The organism is Acidimicrobiales bacterium, from assembly GCA_035630295.1.
Lineage (GTDB): Bacteria > Actinomycetota > Acidimicrobiia > Acidimicrobiales > Iamiaceae > Iamia.
The window spans coordinates 17,455-35,111 of the sequence record DASQKY010000028.1 but is presented as its reverse complement, the minus strand read 5'-3'; the positions used below and the strand labels follow the sequence as shown (position 1 = coordinate 35,111).

Annotated in this window: 12 protein-coding genes; 4 read left to right on the top strand and 8 right to left on the bottom strand. The window is 73.7% G+C overall.

The window, feature by feature from the left end:
* The first annotated feature begins 76 nt into the window (after positions 1–76).
* The gene (locus VEW93_07495; protein HYI61634.1) at positions 77–1,408 is read left to right on the top strand and encodes a lipase family protein; all 1,332 of its coding nucleotides are present in this window, start codon (positions 77–79) and stop codon (positions 1,406–1,408) included.
* An 8-nt stretch (positions 1,409–1,416) separates the two neighbouring features.
* Here VEW93_07495 and VEW93_07490 read toward each other — a convergent pair whose 3' ends face one another.
* From VEW93_07490 to VEW93_07465, 6 genes are all read right to left on the bottom strand, one after another.
* Positions 1,417–2,181 carry a queuosine precursor transporter gene (locus VEW93_07490; GenBank protein ID HYI61633.1) on the bottom strand — a complete coding sequence of 255 codons (765 nt, stop codon included), beginning with the start codon at positions 2,179–2,181 and terminating at the stop codon, positions 1,417–1,419.
* A gap of 220 nt (positions 2,182–2,401) precedes the next feature.
* Positions 2,402–2,839 (bottom strand): VOC family protein, encoded by a 438-nt coding sequence (locus tag VEW93_07485; protein HYI61632.1) that lies wholly within the window; start codon positions 2,837–2,839, stop codon positions 2,402–2,404.
* A 145-nt stretch (positions 2,840–2,984) separates the two neighbouring features.
* Positions 2,985–3,260, bottom strand: coding sequence for a DUF3039 domain-containing protein (locus VEW93_07480; GenBank protein ID HYI61631.1), 276 nt, complete (start codon positions 3,258–3,260; stop codon positions 2,985–2,987).
* 147 nt (positions 3,261–3,407) lie between these two features.
* Positions 3,408–4,373 carry a nitronate monooxygenase gene (locus VEW93_07475; protein ID HYI61630.1) on the bottom strand — a complete coding sequence of 322 codons (966 nt, stop codon included), beginning with the start codon at positions 4,371–4,373 and terminating at the stop codon, positions 3,408–3,410.
* A gap of 46 nt (positions 4,374–4,419) precedes the next feature.
* Positions 4,420–5,634 carry a geranylgeranyl reductase family protein gene (locus tag VEW93_07470; protein ID HYI61629.1) on the bottom strand — a complete coding sequence of 405 codons (1,215 nt, stop codon included), beginning with the start codon at positions 5,632–5,634 and terminating at the stop codon, positions 4,420–4,422.
* Between the two features lie 10 nt (positions 5,635–5,644).
* Positions 5,645–7,318 (bottom strand): VanW family protein, encoded by a 1,674-nt coding sequence (locus tag VEW93_07465; GenBank protein HYI61628.1) that lies wholly within the window; start codon positions 7,316–7,318, stop codon positions 5,645–5,647.
* A 127-nt stretch (positions 7,319–7,445) separates the two neighbouring features.
* Here VEW93_07465 and VEW93_07460 point away from each other — a divergent pair, with 127 nt between their 5' ends.
* From VEW93_07460 to VEW93_07450, 3 genes are read left to right on the top strand one after another with little or no spacing between them, the layout of a single operon-like run.
* Complete coding sequence (locus VEW93_07460) at positions 7,446–8,348, top strand: SDR family oxidoreductase (GenBank protein ID HYI61627.1); 903 nt, start codon at positions 7,446–7,448, stop codon at positions 8,346–8,348.
* 9 nt (positions 8,349–8,357) lie between these two features.
* Positions 8,358–9,224: a MaoC/PaaZ C-terminal domain-containing protein gene (locus VEW93_07455; protein HYI61626.1), complete on the top strand. Its 867-nt coding sequence runs from the start codon at positions 8,358–8,360 to the stop codon at positions 9,222–9,224.
* A complete protein-coding gene (locus VEW93_07450) occupies positions 9,221–10,096 on the top strand; it encodes a phospholipid scramblase-related protein (GenBank protein HYI61625.1) in 876 nt (291 codons plus the stop codon). Before VEW93_07455 ends, VEW93_07450 begins: the two co-directional genes overlap by 4 nt.
* 7 nt (positions 10,097–10,103) lie before the next feature.
* Here the strand turns inward: VEW93_07450 and VEW93_07445 are convergent, their stop codons facing one another.
* Together VEW93_07445 and VEW93_07440 are read right to left on the bottom strand one after the other, a co-directional pair.
* On the bottom strand, positions 10,104–11,609 hold the full coding sequence (locus tag VEW93_07445; GenBank protein HYI61624.1) for a hypothetical protein: 1,506 nt from the start codon (positions 11,607–11,609) through the stop codon (positions 10,104–10,106).
* Between the two features lie 79 nt (positions 11,610–11,688).
* Complete coding sequence (locus tag VEW93_07440; protein HYI61623.1) at positions 11,689–17,562, bottom strand: Ig-like domain-containing protein; 5,874 nt, start codon at positions 17,560–17,562, stop codon at positions 11,689–11,691.
* Between the last annotated feature and the right edge of the window lie 95 nt (positions 17,563–17,657).

Genomic DNA, 17,657 nt, shown 5'->3' with positions numbered 1-17,657 from the left:
GGGGACGATCCGGGTGGCGGCGGCACGGTAGCGTCGCCCGAGGAAGCTGTGACGGTGCAGCTCGGGGAGGGAAGCCATGGGTCAGCGGGGGGTCATCGCGTGGGTGGTGGCCGGCGCCGTGCTGGTCGGGCTGTCGGGCGCGCCGGGGTCCAGCGCCCCGGTCGCCGGCCAGGTGCCACCCGGGCCACCCGGGCCGGGCCTGCTGCCCGTGCCCGCCCCGTTGCCCCCTGGGCCGCCCGGTGAGGTGCTGGCGTCGGTCCCGTTCGCCAGCGGCCCCTTCCCCTTCACCGTCGAGCCGCACCAGGTCCTCTACCGGTCGACCGACCGCCACGGCGGCAGCATCCCGGTCTCGGGCTACGTGCTGGTGCCCACCGGTGTGCCCGCCCCGCCCGGAGGGCGCCACGTGGTGGCCTGGGCCCACGGCACGTCGGGGATCGTCGACGGGTGCGCCCCGTCGCTCGACGCCCAGTCCGGAGGCGGGCTCAACTCGCCGGACAGCTACCAGCAGGTGGTCTCCCTCCTGGCCGCCGGCCACATCGTCACCGCCAGCGACTACCCGGGGCTGGGCACCCCGGGCCTCCACCCCTACATGGACGGCTTCGGGGAGGGTCGAGCCGTGCTCGACTCGATCCGGGCCGCCCGGGCCTTCGGTGGGACCTCCACCGCGGTGGTCGTCGGCTTCTCCCAGGGGGGCCAGGCCGCCATCTTCGCCGGCGAGGAGCAGCCCGGGTACGCCCCGGACATCGATCTGAGGGGCGTCGTCTCCATCGGGACCCCGAGCCTGATGGGGGCGGCCATCGCCGCCGGCAGCCCCTACGCCAGCCTGGGCCTGGCCGGCCTGGTCACCGCCCTCCCCGAGCTGGACCGGACCGAGATCCTGACCCCGTCGGGCGAGGCCGAGTACGACGCGCTGATCCCTCTGGACCGGCCCGACGGCCCGTGCGTCTGGCCCGAGTTCGACTTCGACCGCGACATGATGGTCGACCCCATGGACCTCCCGGCGTGGCGAGCGTCCATCGAGTCGGTGTACCCGGGGCAGCGCATCGTGCCCGCCCCGGTGCTGCTGATCCAGAGCGAGAGCGACGAGGACGTCCCCGCCCCCCTCGCCTACCACGCCTGCAACACCCTCGTGGCCCACGGCAGCGACGTCCGCATGTGGATCTACGACGACGAGGATCACGTCGCCTCGGTCGTGGTCTCCTCCCACGACCGCAGCCGCTGGGTGCTCGACCGCTTGGCCGGCCTGGCCGTCGACGACACCGTCGCCTTCGCCGGCGAGGTGCCCCGGGTGGTCATCCCGTGCCCGGCGGGCGAGGCGTCGGAGGGTGGGGGCTCGGGCGCCGGTGCGGAGGAGCCGGCGGCCCGGCCGGCGACGCCGGTCCGCTCGGTGGCCCGCTTCGCGGGCTGACCGCCCGCTCAGTGGGGGACCTGGCGGTCCTTCGTGGTGTAGATGAGGGGCAGCGAGGCCAGCGACACCAGGCCCTTCACCCACAGGTTGACCCAGAAGATGCTCCAGACGGTGGCCCAGGGGAGGCCGTCGGTGCCCAGCAGGGCCACGGGGGCGAAGGCCCCCAGGGCGAACACCAGGTTGTCGACCGGGACGCTGACGGCGTTGGACACCAGCACCCGCAGCCACTGGAAGCGGCGGGTCACCCGGGTGACGAACCAGTGGTACACCTCGGTGTCGATCAGCTCCGAGACCACCATGGCGGCCAGCGAGGCCAGGACGATGCGCCAGATGGGCCCCAGCACCGCCTCGTACTCGGCCCCCAGGCCCCACGACGGGTCGCTGTCCACGCTGGCCGTCCAGGCCAGGTAGGCGGCCAGGAACAGGTTCACCACCGCGCTGGTCAGGATCAGGGTGCGGGCCGCCCGCCGCCCCGCCACCTTGTGGACCACGTCCCGCAGGGTGAAGGTGATCGGGTACACGAAGGTGCCCATGTCCACGGCCTGGCCGCCCACCACGCCGATCTTGAGGCTGGTCACCTGGGCGATGACCTGGGCCCCGGCATAGGCCCCGACGGCGACGATCGCGGCCCGGGCCACCACCGGCGCCACCGTCCTGCTGGGCCCGTCCCCGTCCCCGGGGCCGGGATCGTCGAGCGTCACCCCCGACGGGGCGGCGGCGGGCGGGGCCGCGGCGGCGAGGTCGGGGCGATCAGGGTCCGTGGAGGTGGACACGGGGGCTCCTCGGTTTTGGTGAGGCGGGTGGCCGACACCGCCGCGACCCCGGATGCGGACGACATCTCGTCGCCGGGCCCGGGGGGTCGCCGCCGGGCCGCCCCATCATGCCTCGCCCACCCCCATCACGAGGATCCGTGTCGGTCGCACCCCGGGTCCCGGAACACGATCTCACCGTCGCTCCACGGCGCCGAGCCGAACGGCGATCCGGCCCGGGCCGTCACCCCTCGGCGGCCCCGAAGTCGGGCAGGACCAGGGACCCATCCGCGGCCAGGGCGAAGCCCGGGTTGTGGGCGATCTCCCAGCCGTGGCCGTCGGGGTCGCGGAAGACGCCGGCGTAGCCGCCGTAGAACGTCTCGGCCGGTGCCCTCGTGATCGTCGCCCCCGCCTCCCCGGCGGCGGCCATCACCGCATCGACCTCCTGGCGCGAGCGCACGTTGTGGGCCAGGACGACGCCCCCGAAGGTGGCGCCGTCGTCGGTGATGCCGGCATCGGCGGCCACCTCGTCCCGGCCCCAGAGCACCACGGCCAGGCCACCGGCCTGGAAGAAGACCGTCTCCTGGACCTCGTGGCCGCTCCACCCGAGCCGCTCGTAGAACCCCCGCGACCGCCCGAGGTCGGCCACGCCCAGGGTGATGAGGCTGACCCGCTGCTCCACGCCCCGACACTACCGGCCGCTCGCGGACACATCTCGGCCTGCCGGACCCGGGCGATCCCGGGTCTCCCCGTGGACCGACGACGTGTCGGCGATGTCCCCCCGGTAACCCTCAGCGGTGCTCGGCCTCGGGGTGGTGCACCGGTCGTCAGCCCTGGCCGTCGCGGGCGGCTCGGGCCGCGTCCAGGATCTCCTTGCAGGTGGGGCAGACGGGGTAGCGGCCCGGGTCGCGGGTGGGGACCCAGCGCTTGCCGCACAGGGCGGTGACGGTGGCCCCGGTGATGTAGGCCTCGGTCACGGCCGAGGCCGGCACCACCACGTGGGCGAAGCGCTCGTGGTCGCCGTCGTCGGTGACCGGGCGCTCGTCGACCTTGGTCCGCTCGTCGACGTCGACCGAGGGGTGGAGGGTGGGCAGGTCGGTCATCGGCCCCAAGCCTGGCAGACCACCCTCCCCCCACGAACTCGGCACGGAAGAGCCCGATATCCCGGCACTTTCGTGCCCGGTTGGATCGGGCGAGCGAACCGGGCACGGATGAGCCCGACATCCCGGCACCTTCGTGCCGAGAAGGGGTCAGACGGGCGAGCCGGCCCGGGACAGGGCGGCCTCGGCCTCGGCCACGAACCGCTCCACCAGGGTGGCGGCCGGCACCAGCTCGCCGATCATGCCCGCGCCCTGGCCGGCGGGGAAGAACTCGCGGGCCGGGTCGACGTCCTGGGACAGCTCGTTGCCGCCCAGGTGGTTGGCCCCGTCCTGGATCGACTTGATGACCTGGTGGGGGAAGGGCTCGGGCTGGCCCCCGGCGGCATCGAACTCCTCGGTGTAGGTGTTGCGCACCACCCGGCAGGTCTTGCCGGTGTAGGCCCGGGTGACGACGGTGCCGTCCTCCTGGAGCCCGAGGAGGGCGTCCTTGTAGCCGTTGACGGTGTGGGCCTCGGGGGTGGCGATGAAGCGGGTGCCGACCCAGATGCCGTCGGCCCCGAGGGTGAGGGCGGCGGCCAGGCCCCGGCCGTCGGTGATGCCGCCGGCCGCCACCACCGGGATCCGGTCGCCCACCGCGTCGACCACCTGGGGCACGAGGGCCAGGGTGGCCACGGTGCCGGTGTGGCCCCCGGCCTCGGTGCCCTGGGCCACCACCAGGTCGCAGCCGGCCTCCACCGCGGCCAGCGCGTGGCGGACCTTGCCGCACATGTTGACCACCAGCAGGTTCAGCTCGTGGCACAGGTCCACGACGTCGCGGGGGACGCCGAGGCCGGCCACGTAGACCGAGGCGCCGCCCTTGGCGATGTCGCGGATCTTGGCCTCGAAGTCCTGGGGGGCGGCGGTGAGCAGGTCGACGCCGAAGGGCTTGGCCGTGCGCTCCCGCACCGCCGCCATCTCCTCCACCAGCATGGGGTGGGGCATGGTCGAGGCGCCGATGCACCCGAAGCCGCCGGCCTCGGACACCGCCGCCACCAGCTCGGAGTAGGACACCCCGCCCATGCCGGCCAGCATCACCGGGTGCTCCACGTCGAGGATCTCGGTCAGCCGGGTGCGCATCCGCTCACCCTACCGAGCCCTTGACCGCTCGGTCAGGTTGCGGCCGTCAGTCCCGGTAGGCGCCGGGGGAGGAGAACAGGTCGCGGTGCCAGCGGTGCGGGGTGGCCAGGACGGCCCGGGGGTAGTCCTCGAACAGCCACCGGCCGAAGTGGCGGCGGGTCCAGGGGGTGGCCCCGGCCAGGCGCACGGCGGCCACCGCCCCCCGCCGGTGCTGGAGGGCCCGCACCAGGGCGCCGGCCAGGCGGTTGTCCCGGGCCAGGCCCCGGGTCACCTCGGCCTCGTAGCGGGCGCGGGCCACCTCCGGGGCGCCCGGGCCGGCGGCCAGGATGGCCCGGGCCGCGGCCATGCCGGTCTCCAGGGCCTGGCCGATGCCCTCGCCGGTCATGGGATCGGTGGCCGCCGCGGCGTCGCCCACGAACAGGCCCCGGCCGGAGGTGAGCGGGATGCGGTCGACCCGGGCCGGGATGGGCCAGGCCCGGTGGGGCCCCTCGGGCTCCCAGTCGGTGCCCAGCACCTCGGCGATCACGGGCCGGCGCAGGAGGGTGCGCCAGATCTCGGCCATCTCCCGCACCGCCACCTTGCCGCCCCGCTGGATGCCGAAGCCCACGTTCACCGCCCCGTCGGCCAGCGGGAACGACCAGGCGTAGCCGGGCAGCAGGTCGGGCTCGAACCACACCCACAGGTCGCGGCGGGCCGGGGCGGCCGCCCCCCGGAGGTACTGGCGGAAGGCGTGCCACTCGCCCCGGTAGCCGGGCACGGCCACGCCCAGGCACTTGCGCAACGGGGACCACATGCCGTCGGCGCCGACGGCGTAGCGGGCCCGCACCTCACCCAGTCCCTCGACGGTGGCCGTCACCGCGTCGCCGTGGTCGACGGCCCGCACCAGGGCGCACCCCTCGTGGACGTCGGCCCCGGCCTTGCGGGCCCCCTCCACCAGGGCCGCGTCCAGCTCGGCCCGGCGGGCCACCACGGCGTAGGAGCCCTGGCCCCGGGGCAGGGGGAAGGCGGCGGTGGCGCCCCACGGCGGAGACACCACCACGTCGTCCACCCGCTGCCATGACGGCACCGCGGCCGGGTCGAGGCCCAGCGCCTCCAGCTGGCGGAGGGCCCCGGCGGTCAGCCCGTCGCCGCAGATCTTGTCCCGGGGGAAGGTGGCCTTGTCGACGACCGCCACCGACTGGCCGGCCCGGGCCAGGGTGGTGGCCGCGGCGGCGCCGGCGGGGCCGGCCCCCACCACCAGGACGTCGACGGCGCGGGTCACGGGATGGCGCTCAGCAGGACGTGGCGCCGGCGTCGCGGTAGCGGGCCCGGACCGTGTCGGCGGCGGTGCGGCCGTCCGCGTAGGTGATGGTGCGCTGGGTGCTGACCGTGGTGCAGCGCCCGTCCCGGCCCGTGGTCTGGCCCGTCTGCTGCCCCGAGGCGTACTGGGTGGAGTACAGGGTGATGGTGAGGCTGGTGTCGGTGTAGGAGGTCCAGATCAGGATGCCGTAGGGGGTGTCGTTGGTGAACTGCAGGTCCGGGTGCTCGTAGCCCATCGTCGCCTCCCGCCCGTAGGGGTAGCGGGAGAAGTGCTCGGAGTGCGACTGGTACTCGCCGAAGGGCAGGCCGGCGAAGAAGGCGGCGTTGAACAGCGTGGTGGCGAACTGGGACACGCCCCCCCCGACCTCCTCGACGTGCACGCCGTTGGCGATGGCCCCGGCCTCGACGAAGCCCTTCTCCACGGTGCGCTGGCCCACGTGGCCGTTGACCGAGAACGTGTCGCCCGGCCCGACCAGCGCCCCCCGGACCAGGTCGGCCATCTTGTGGATGTTGGTGACCCGGGGCTCGCAGCAGGCGTGGTACGTGGTGAACGACTTGACCTGGGGCTGGCCCTTCCACTCGGTGACCGTGCCCACCGGCTCCCGGATGCCCAGGGCCTCGGCCCCGGCCGTGGTCAGGTCGGGCTCGTCGGTCACCGGCTCGACCTCGACGGTGTCCTCGCCGCCCAGGATGGCCTCGGCGATCTGGCCGGGGGCGTCCTCGGAGCAGCACGAGATGCCGACCACGGCCGGGATCAGGCGCACGGCGCCGTTCTCGACCGTGAAGCGGGCGTTCTGGGGGGCGGCGTCGCCCAGCGAGCCGATCCGGTCGCGGAGGGCGGCGTCGATGGCCTCCTGGTCGAGGGTCAGCTCCAGGCCCTCGGGCGTGGCGCGGGAGCCCAGCCAGGCCCGCTGCTCGGCCACGTCGAAGGTGGCCGTCCTGCCCGCCACCGTGGTGGTGAAGGGTTGGCCGGTGAGCTCGGCCGCCTCGTCGGCCAGGGCCTGGGCCTCGTCGTCGCTGACCTGCGGGGCCTGCTGCACCGGCTCCACGGTGACGGTGATGGGCGACTCGCCGGCGTCGGCCGCCTCCAGGAGGGCCTCGCCCACCTCGGTGGGGTCGAGGGCCTGGCCGGCGGCGCCGGCCTGGATGCGGACGGCCTCGGGCGAGGCCAGGATGGTGGGCTCCATCGGCTGGCGCGACCCGTCGCCCTCCCGCTCGGCCAGGGCCAGGGCCAGGCGGTCGGTGCGGACCTGGTAGCGGACCGCCACCTCGTAGGGGGCCACGAAGGACCGGCTCCAGGCCAGCGGGCGCAGGGCCACCGACCCCTCGCGGCCCTCGGCCAGCACCGCGTCCACGGTGGCCGGTCGGTCGACCTCCAGGCCCAGCTCGGAAGCGGTGGCCGAGAGGGGATCGCCCCCGGTGGCGATGCGGACCGGGGTGGAGGCGAAGTCGACGGCCACCTCGGCCACGGCCTCGTCCAGCTCGTCCTCCGACAGGCGCCCCACGTCCCGTCCGGCCAGCTCCACGTTCCGGTAGGTGCCGTCGGCGGCCGCGCTGGTGTCGAAGGCCCAGGCGGCCAGGAGGACGAGGACGACGGCCACCGGGATGCCGGTGCCGAGGAGGATGCCGAGGCGGGGGCGGCGCACCCCCCCACGATGGCACGTGCGCCACCCGCCGCCGTTGTCATCGCGGGGACCGGGGAGGGCTGCCATCATGTCCGCGCCCGGCGGCCCGGATCCGCCGGCCCAGCCGCCACCGAGCGAGGAGCGCCACATGACCGGGATCTGCGAGGGACGGGTGTGCATCGTCACCGGCGCCGGCCGGGGCATCGGCCGGGAGCACGCCCTGATGCTGGCCGCCCAGGGGGCCAAGGTGGTGGTCAACGACATCGGCGGCGAGGTCGACGGCTCGGGCCGCTCCACCGGGCCGGCCCAGGACGTGGTGGACGAGATCGTGGCCGCCGGGGGCGAGGCGGTGGTTAACGGCGACGACGTGTCCAGCTGGGCCGGGGCCGAGGCCATGGTCGGCCAGGCCGTCGAGGTCTTCGGCGACCTGCACGTGCTGGTCAACAACGCCGGCATCCTCCGGGACCGGATGCTGGCCAACATGACCGAGGCCGAGTGGGACGCCGTCATCGGGGTCCACCTGAAGGGCACCTTCGCCCCGGCCCGCCACGCCGCCGCCCACTGGCGGGAGCGGTCCAAGGCCGGCGACGAGGTCGACGCCCGCATCATCAACACGTCCTCGCCGTCGGGCATCTACGGCAACGTGGGCCAGACCAACTACGGGGCGGCCAAGGCCGGCATCGCCGCCTTCACCGTCATCGCGGCCAAGGAGCTGGCCCGCTACGGCGTGACCGTCAACGCCATCGCCCCGGCGGCGTTGACCCGCATGACCGAGAACCTGGGCATGGGCCAGGCCGACGAGGCCACCAAGGAGAAGATGGCCCCCAAGTGGATCGCCCCCATCGTCACCTGGTTGGCCTCACCGGCCAGCCGTCCGGTGACGGGCCGGGTCTTCGACGTCTCCGGCCAGGCCCTGTCGGTGTCGGAGGGCTGGCATCGGGGCCCCACCGCCGAGCCGGTCGAGGACCCGGAGCTGGTGGGCGAGATCGCCCTGCAGCTGGTGGCCGACGCCCGGCCCAACGCCAACATGTTCGGCTACGACGAGAAGTAGGGAGCGCCCGTGCCCATCGACCCCACCGCCGTCGGTTCCCGCAGCCAGCCGGTCCGCCACGCCTGGACCAGCTCCGACGCCATCCTCTACGCCCTGGGTGTGGGGGCCGGCGCCGTCGACCCCCAGGACGAGCTGGCCTTCACCACCGAGAACACCAACGGCGTGACCCAGCAGGTGCTGCCCACCATGGCCGTGGTCCTGGGCGTCGGGGGCGGGGGGGCCTTCGCCTCCATCGGCTCGTTCAACCCGGCCATGCTGGTCCACGGCGAGCAGGCCATCGAGCTCCACGGGCCCATCCCGGTGGAGGGCGAGGTGGAGACGGTGGGGGAGATCACCGCCATCTACGACAAGGGCAAGGGCGCCCTGGTCGAGGTGCGCTCCACCTCCACCGACACGGCCACCGGCCAGGTGCTGTTCGTGAACACCATGTCGGCCTTCATCCGGGGCGAGGGCGGCTTCGGGGGCGACCGGGGCCCGTCGGGGCCCAAGAACCCGCCGCCGGACCGGGCCCCCGACCACGAGCACGCCTACGTCACCCGCTCCGACCAGGCCCTGCTGTACCGGCTGTCGGGCGACCGCAACCCGTTGCACTCGGACCCGTCGTTCGCGGCCCTGGGCGGCTTCGACCGGCCCATCCTCCACGGCTTGTGCACCTACGGCTTCACCGGCCGGGCCCTGCTGCACCGCCTGTGCGAGGGCGACCCCGCCCGGATGCGGGCCATGGAGGGCCGCTTCTCGTCCCCCGTCCTGCCCGGCGAGCGGCTCACCGTCCGCATGTGGGACACCGGACCCGGCGAGGCCTGCTTCCAGACCACCGGCGACGACGGCCGCGTCGTCCTCGACGGTGGCCGCCTGACGTGCGTGGCGGTGGTGTGAGCACCTCGGGTGGCGCCCCACCGGGCTGGTACCCCGACCCGTACGGACGCCAACAGCACCGGTGGTACGACGGCGGGCAGTGGACCCCTCACGTCTCCACCGGCGGCGCGACCTTCACCGAGTCGAGCGACGACTGGGCCTACGCCACCGGGGTGGCCACGCCCCAGCAGGTGCAGCAGCAGGTGGCCCGAGCCGTCCACGATCCCTACGCCGGGGCCCCCGGGTCCCGGGGTCCCCAGCCGGGTGCGGTGGCCGGTGCCCCGGCGGGAGGCGGCACGCTGTTCACCGAGCCGGTCCTGGTGGTGAACCAGAAGGCCAAGCTGATCGAGGTCACCAACGAGTACGCCGTCTACGACCAGCACGGTCGCCAGCTCGGGGCGGTGCGCCAGGTCGGCCAGACGGCGGCCCGCAAGGTGCTGCGGGTCATGACCTCCTTCGACCAGTTCCTGACCCACCGGCTGGAGATAGTCGACGCCGCCGGGCAGCCCGTCCTGCGCCTGACCCGGCCCGGCAAGGTCTTCAAGTCCCGCTTCCAGGTGGAGCGGGGCGACGGCCAGCCCATCGGCGAGATCGTGCAGGAGAACGTGTTCGGCAAGATCCGCTTCGGGCTCACCGTCGGAGGCCATCCCGTGGGGTCCATCAACGCCGAGAACTGGCGGGCCTGGAACTTCTCCATCCGGGACGCCGCCGGCCAGGAGGTGGCCCGCATCACCAAGACGTGGGAGGGCTTCGCCAAGGCCATGTTCACCACCGCCGACAACTACGTGGTGAGCATCCACCGTCCCCTGGAGGAGCCCCTCCGGTCACTGGTCGTCGCCTCGGCGCTCAGCGTCGACACCGCCCTCAAGCAGGACAACCAGGGCTTCAACTGACGGCCGCTCAGCCCGGGGTGGCCTGGGTGCCCACCGGGGTGCAGGGCAGCGGGTCGGCGGTGGGGGAGAGGCGGGCGTAGGCCTCGTCGTGGAGGCCGGCCAGCACGGTGGTGACCTCCTCGTAGGGGCGGTCCTCGATGTCGACCAGGCCCAGGTTCTGGTCCTCGCCGTCGGCCCGGCCGATGGCCGGCTGGTCGGCGTGGAGGAACCAGTGGGCGCCCACCACGTAGCTCGTGTCGAGCAGGCACCGGCCGTAGTTGCGGAGGGCCCGGGCCCGCTCCGCCTGGGTGGGCAGGGTGGTGAAGATGGCCGGGCTGGTGTTGGGCAGGCCGGCATCGGCGGCCCGGTAGCCGAACTCGCTGACCAGCACCGGCTTCCCGGCGGCCCCGAAGCCGGCCAGCGTGTCCCGGGTGCCGGCCAGGGGGATGCCGTCCGACAGGTCGATGACCGCCTGGTCGAAGGACGGGGTCATCTCGTAGAAGTTCACCGACACCACGTCCACCGACCGGGCCGCCACCTCCAGCACCGGGCGGGGGGTGGCCACGGCCACGAACCGCACGCCCAGGTCCAGGTGGTGGGGGTCGGCCTCGGCCAGGGCCGGGCCCACCACCGAGAAGTACCGCTCGGCCACCGCCGTGGCGTAGGCCACCTGGGTGTCCTTGCCGCCCTGGGTGGTGGCCAGCAGCACCGGGTCCCGGGGGGTGGCCAGCTCGTCCCAGGTGGTGGCGTTCAGGGCCGGGAAGTCGGCGGCCAGGCGGCTCAGGTCGTCGCCGTAGCGGTGGCGCAGGAAGGCCAGCAGGGCCTCCTTGCCCGGTGACCCCGGCGGCCGGGCCAGGTCCAGGTCGAACATGGTGACCAGCCCCTCTCCGGAGATGCCCATGCCCCACGGCATCTCGTTGTCGGTGAACCAGCCCACCAGCCACGGGTCGTCCCGGTGCGCCGCGGTGACCCGGGCGATCTCGGCCCGGGCGCCGTCGGCCCAGCCCTCGTCCCACAGGTCGGCCCAGGCGAAGCGGCCCTCGTCGTCGACGTCGCGGGCCAGGTCGAGGACGTAGGTGGAGGGGACCCGTTCGGCGAACAGGGGCAGGGCCTCCTCGCCCCACCCGCCCAGGGTGGTGACGCCCCAGTCCTGGAACCGGGCCACCTGGGCGTCGGCCCAGGCCTCGTCGCTGCCGTAGGCCGCGGCCACCGCCTCGGCGTACGGGGTTCCCCCGTCCCGGTCGGTGGTGCCGGTGGGGCGCACGCCGTTCACCCCGGCCGACCAGAACGGGTGCCCGTCCGGGGTGACCAGCCACCAGCGCCCGCCGACCTCCTCGGTGCGGAACCAGCCGGTGGCCTCCAGGTCCACCGCCGTCGACCCGCCGTAGGCATCGAAGGGTCCCTCGTCACCGGCCCGCTCACCTGGCCCCGCGGTTCGCCCTGGTCGTTCTGCGGTCCCCGCCTCCCCACCCGAGCACGCCCCGACCAGCACCGCCACCACCAGCACCCGCCTCCACATCCCCGCCCGCCCCATCCCCGCACCCTACGTGGGTCACCTCTTCGGCCGATGCGCCAGCACCGGTCCGGGCCCTTTGGAAGCTGGGCCGGAAGGGCTATCGGGTGGGGCGGCGGCGGGGGCGGCTGGTGAGGAGGGCGAGGGCGCCGGCGAGGAGGAGGGCGAGGGCACCGGCGAGGAGCACCATGAGGGGGGCGCCGGTGTTGGAGAGCGAGCCGTAGCCCGAGCCAGGCCCGGTGGAGCGGTAGTCCGAGCCGGGCCTGACCGAGTCGGAGCGAGGGCCGCCGGGGCCGGGTCCGTCGGGGTCGTCGGGGTCCGTCCCGGCGGTGACCTGGATGGTGGCGGTGGCCTCGGTCTGGGCGGCCTCGCGGCTGGCCCGCACGTCGGAGCCGGGCGTCGCCTCGGCGCCGGCGGCCTCGCGCCGGCTGGCTCGCACGTCGGAGCCGGACGTGGCCTCGGCGCCGTCGGAGAGGACGTAGGTGAACGAGTCGGCCCCGACGTAGCCGGGCGTCGGCGTGTAGGTGCACGATCCCGCTTCGGTGCACGTGACGGTGCCGTGGGCAGGCTGCTGGTAGCTGGCCACGGTGAGGGGATCGCCGTCGGGGTCGCTGGCCCCGGCCAGGAGGTCGAACGTGACCGGCTCGCCCTCGGTCACGGTGAGGGCGATCGTCCCGGGCTCGGGGCTGTCGTTCACGGTGGTGACCGTGACGGTCACGGTGGCGGCCGGGTCGGCCACCTCGGCGCCGTTGGTCGCCTGGTAGGTGAAGGTGTCGGTGCCGTTGAAGTCGGGCTCCGGCGTGTAGGAGCACTCGCCCAGGTCGCACGTCACGGCGCCGTGCTGGCCCTGGGTCCACGAGTCGGGCTCGACCCCGGTCACGCCCACGTCGTTGGCCAGGACGTCGATGACGCTCTCGCCGCCGTCCTCGTCGAGGGTGACGGCGTCGTCGACGGACTCGGGCACGACGGCGACGGTGACCTCGACCTGGCCGGTCGAGGAGTCGTGGAGGGCGTCGCCGCCGTAGGTGGCGGTGATGGTCCGGGCGCCCGGGGCGAGGACGCCGAGGTCGAGCTGGGCCCCGTCGTCGGTCACGGCCACCGGGGCGCCGACCGGCGTACCGTCGACGGCGAACTGGACCGTGCCGGTGCGGGGGTCGTCGCCGCCCGCCACCGTGGCGGTGGCCACGACCGGGGTCTGGTCGTTGGCCGGCGAGGAGGCGGTGACCGTGGTGGTGGTCTCGTCGTCGCCGATGGTGACGACGACCTCGTCGACCGACGGCACCAGGGCGTCGTAGGCCGGGTCGGTGCTGGTCACCGTGTGGGTGATGACGCCCTCGTGGCCGCTGCCCTCGACCAGCGTGTCGTCCACGACGGTCACGGTCACGGTCTGCGGCGTGTCCCAGTCGGCGGCGGTGAAGGTCAGCGGCGTCGGGGTCGCCGTGGCCTGCCCGTCGGCGGTGGCCAGGGCGACGACCACGTCGGCCACCGGCTCGGTGTCGAGCACGACGGTGTAGCTGGCGGTGGTGCCGGGGGTCGCCTCGTGGAGGGTGAGGGGCCCGCCGGTCACGATGCTCACACCGGCGTCGTCGTCATCGGCCACGGCGCCGGAGGCGTCGGCCAGGGTGAGGGCCGCGTAGCTGGCATCGGCGCTGGTGACGGTGTGGCCGACGGTGCACTGCTGGGCGTGGACGATGTCGTCGTCGCCGGGCGTGACCGTCACCGTCTGGGGCGTGTCCCAGTCGGCGGCGGTGAAGGTGAGGCTGGCAGGGGCGACCGAGCACAGGCCGGTGGCGGCGAGGGCGACGCCGACCGAGGCGGTGGGCTCGGACCCCAGGACGATGGTGTAGGTGTCCGGGTCGCCCGACTCGACCAGCTCGAGGGCGGCGGGCGACGCCTGGATGCCGGCGGTGTCGTCGTCGTCGACCGCCCCACTGGCGCTGGCCGGGACCAGCCCGGTGTAGCCGGGGTCGATGGAGGTCACGCTGTGGCCGACCACGCACGTGAGCTCCTGGTCCACGTCGTCCTCGCCGGGCGTGACCGTCACCGTCTGCGGGGTGTCCCAGTCGGCGGCGGTGAAGGTGAGGCTGGCCGGACCGGCCGAGCACAGGCCGGTGGCGGACACCCCCACCGTGACGGTGGCGGTGGGCTCGCTGTCGAGGACGACGGTGTAGGTGTCGGCTGCGCCGCCCTCCTCCAGGTCGAGGGCCGTCGGCGTCACCGTGACGCCGGGGACGTCGTCGTCGATGACCATGGCGGCGACGGTCGAGCCGGGGACACCGTCGACGACCACCGTGCCCCGGGTGGCGTAGCCGGGGGCCGTGGTGGTGATCCCCAGCGACACCGAGGTGTTGGCGTCGGGCTCGTCGAGGTCGTCGTCGACGGCGGTGATGGTGACCGCCTGGGGGGTGTCCCAGTTCGACGACGTGAAGGTGATCGAGGCCGGTGAGGTGGTCTGGCCGGCGTGGGCGAAGGTGACGGTCACGTCCCCCTGGGGTTCGCTCGAGAGCACCACGTCCACCGTGTCGGTCGTCCCGCCCTCGGTGACGGTGACGCCGCCGTTGGTGCTGACGCGCACCTCGGCCACCTCGTCGTCGGTGACGTCGACGTCGAGGTCGTCGGTGAGGCCCTGGTAGAGCCCGTCGGTGCTGGCCGCTGCGAAGGTCAGCCCGCAGGGGTGGGGGCTGTCCTCCACCAGCATGTCGTCGAGGGCGGCCACCGCCACCGAGACGGGCGTGTCCCAGTCGGCGGCGGCGAGCTCGACCACCTTGGTGGCCCCGCCGTCCACGGTGCACTGGGCGTCGGCGGTGACCGTGACGGTCACGTCCGCGTACGGGTGGGTGGCGAGCTGGACGGTGACGGTGTCGGTGGCGCCGGCCTCGGCCACCGCGGTGCCGCCGCCGGTGGCCAGGGCCACGACCTCGGAGGTGTCGCCGTCGGCGATCTCGACGGGGACCGACGCGGTACCCGACACCTCGACGCCGTCCAGGACGATGCGGCGCAGCGCCGTGCTCGAGAACCCGGGGGCGGCGGAGGAGATCTCGGTGGAGAGGGTCCAGTCGTGGGGGTCGGCCTCGTCGTAGTCGTCGTCGACGGCACGGACCTCGACCTGCTGGGGCACGTTCCAGTTCAACGGCGTGAAGACGAGGCTCGCCGTGGCCCCGGGCGGGGTGCTGGACCGGTTCACGGTCAGCTGCGGCCCGGCGATGACGGGGTCGGAGGCGGCCGAGAGGGTGACCGTGACGTTGGCGCCCAGCGGCGCCCGCTCCAGCACCACCGAGATGGTGTCGGGGGTGGCCGGGCTGCCCTCGTCGACCTCGGCGCCGTTCCCGGCGTCGGTGGTGACGATGACGAAGGGCGGGTCGTCGGTGATGGTCGGCGGGTCGTAGTCCTGCACGGAGGCGGTCAGCCCGGGCGGCGTGCCGGCGAACGCCGGGGCGTTCCCGAGGTCGTCGTACACGGGGTCGGGGCTGTCGATCGAGGTGGTGGCGGTGCAGGTGCGGGCCAGCTCGACCACCAGGTTCTGGACGGGCTGGAGCGAGACCTGCTGGATGGTGGAGAAGGTGGCCCCGGTGAACGACAAGGTCTTGGGCACCCCGTCACCGGCCCCCACCGTGCACCCGGCGATGGGGTCGAAGGTGATGGTGGTCGGGCCCCGGGCCGGGTTGGGCAGCGGCTTGCCCGGATCGGGCGGGGTGTCGAGGCTCACGCTGTAGGTGCGGGCGTCGGTGCTGCCCTCGGCCAGCGGGTCCGGTCCGCCGCTGACGACGTCGACGTTGACGCCGGCCACGTCGTTGTCGAGCACGTCGACCTCGTAGGCGTCCTGGGTGACGTCGTAGATGGGATCGGCGCTGTCGAAGGTGAAGCGGACCTCGCAGACGTGGGGCGCCGTCTCGACCCTCAGATCCTCGTCCCACGGATCGTCGACGGCGTTGACGGTGAGGGTGCGTCCGATCTGCCAGTCGGCGTTGGCGATGGTCACCACGATGGGGTTGGTCGGGGTGGCGGTGAGGCCGCCCGAGGTGACGGTGCAGTCCCGGTCGGGCCGGATGGTCATCTCGACGTTGGCGGGCGGGCCGTAGGACGCCGGGTCGCCGGGGGCGGCCGGGTTCAGCAGCTCGCGGTCGGGTCGGGACTGGAGCCGGACGACGAAGGTGTCGCCGACGGCCGGCGTGGCCTCGGCGATGGTGGTGCCGTTGCCGCCGTCGTCGACGATGACGCCGGCCTGGTCGTCGTCCTGGATGGACAGGGTGTGGCGCTTGGGCTCGGCCACCACCGCGCCCGGCGCCAGGCCCAGGTCGAGCAGGGCCAGCTCGCCGAACAGCTCGGCCACGTCGTCCTGCAGGACCGTCACCGTGTAGTTGGCGATGGCGCCGTCGGCGGAGCCGGCCGGGAAGGTGACGCTGGTGGGGGCGGTGAAGTCGTGCCCCGCCCCCCTGGTCGCGGTGGAGGTCGGGTGGCTGGTGACCGGGATGATCAGGGCGCTGGTCAGCGTCGGGACCGACGGGTTGAGGATCCTCAACCTCACCTGGACGTTGACGGTGCCGGCGTTCTCGTTGACCGAGCTGGTGCCGGTCACGAAGTTGACGACGAACTCGGCGTACTCGTAGGCGCCGATGTCGCAGTCGCCGGTCTGCGGGCTGTTGGGCGTGCCGTCGCCGTCGAGGCCGCGGGTGACCGAACGGGCGTCGATGGTGCCGCAGTAGGTCGAGCTCCCGTTGTCGATGGCGTTCGAGCCGACCAACAGGGCGAAGGTCTGCTGGACCTCGGGACCGCCGTTCTGGGCCAGCGTGGGTGACAGGTTGGTCACGGCGCCCAGGCTGCCCATGCCGCTGAGGGCGCAGGGCCCGGCCGAGATGAGGTTCCGGGTGCCGACGTAGTTCGAGACGTCGACGTTGGTGGCGCAGCTGCTGTCCTTGATGATCGAGTTGGAGACGGTCCCGCCGCCGGTCCCGTCGAAGATCACCCCGGTGTTGACGAACGTCGAGCGCTCGAAGTTGTACTTCTGGGTGGTGGCGGTGCTGAGGAAGACCGACGAGTTGCCCGTGATCGTGCTGTCCTCCAGCTCGAAGGTCACTTCGCTCGGCGCGCCGACCGGCTGGATGTACATCACGCCGCCGTTGGGCGACGTGTTGTCGCGGATCAGGCTGCGCTCGATGTGGATGAAGGGGTTGGAGGCCCCGGGGTTGGAGGCGATGGCGCCACCCCGGTCGGTGGCCGAGTTGCCCTGGAGGAGCATGGCGTAACCGTTGAACGTCGACGGACCCTCCTCGAGGAAGATGGCCCCGCCCTGGTTGGCGCTGTTCTGCCGGTAGGCGCCGCCGTCGTTGGTGATCGTCGGTGAGATGGCGTAGACGGCGCCGCCCCGGGCGCTGGCCGAGTTGTCGCGGAAGACGACGTTGTCGAAGGTCAGTTGCGACCCGTGACCGGCGTACATGGCGCCGCCGTCGCCGTTGACGGCCGGCGCCGCGGCCAGGCCGTTGGCGGCGTTGCCGTCGGCCACGGTCAGGTTGGCCAGGGTGAGCACGCCCGGTGAGACGTTGAGGAAGCCGACCAGGAAGGGCCGCACCGCGTCGCCGCCGCTGATGACGAAGTGGGCCGCGTTGGTGGTGGGGCCGACGATCGACAGCGGGTTGGTGAGGCCGTCGATGATCGGGAGCGGCTGGACGACGCCGCTGATGGCGTAGGTGAGCGTCATCGTCTGGCCGGTCAGGGTGGCGTCGATCTGGATGACGTCGAGGGTGTTCGGCACCGGCGAGCCGGTGGAGCAGTTGACGTCGTGTGCGTTCGACCCGCTCTGGGCGGCCTGGATGGCAGCGCGCAGCGAGCACAGGTTGTCGTTGGGGAAGACGCCCGACCCGTTGGGCGCGATGTCGGCCGCGGTGTTGACCGTGATCGACGCCGCCGCCGCCGGCGACCCACCCACGGCGAAGGTCAGCCCCGTCGCCACCAGCGCCAGCACGAGCGCGCTGCGCACCTTCGTCCCACGCCCATGACCACGACCCATGTGTTCCTTCCCGTCACGCACAGAGCGCAAGCGACGAGAGGTTAGCGGTGGGCGCCCCGGGGCGA

What these genes read in the sequence shown, in the direction of transcription:
- VEW93_07495 (HYI61634.1), top strand. Translation starts at nt 77, where the DNA reads ATGGGTCAGCGGGGGGTCATCGCGTGGGTGGTGGCCGGCGCCGTGCTG.
- VEW93_07480 (HYI61631.1), bottom strand. Translation starts at nt 3,260, where the DNA reads ATGACCGACCTGCCCACCCTCCACCCCTCGGTCGACGTCGACGAGCGG.
- VEW93_07475 (HYI61630.1), bottom strand. Translation starts at nt 4,373, where the DNA reads ATGCGCACCCGGCTGACCGAGATCCTCGACGTGGAGCACCCGGTGATG.
- VEW93_07460 (HYI61627.1), top strand. Translation starts at nt 7,446, where the DNA reads ATGACCGGGATCTGCGAGGGACGGGTGTGCATCGTCACCGGCGCCGGC.
- VEW93_07445 (HYI61624.1), bottom strand. Translation starts at nt 11,609, where the DNA reads ATGGGGCGGGCGGGGATGTGGAGGCGGGTGCTGGTGGTGGCGGTGCTG.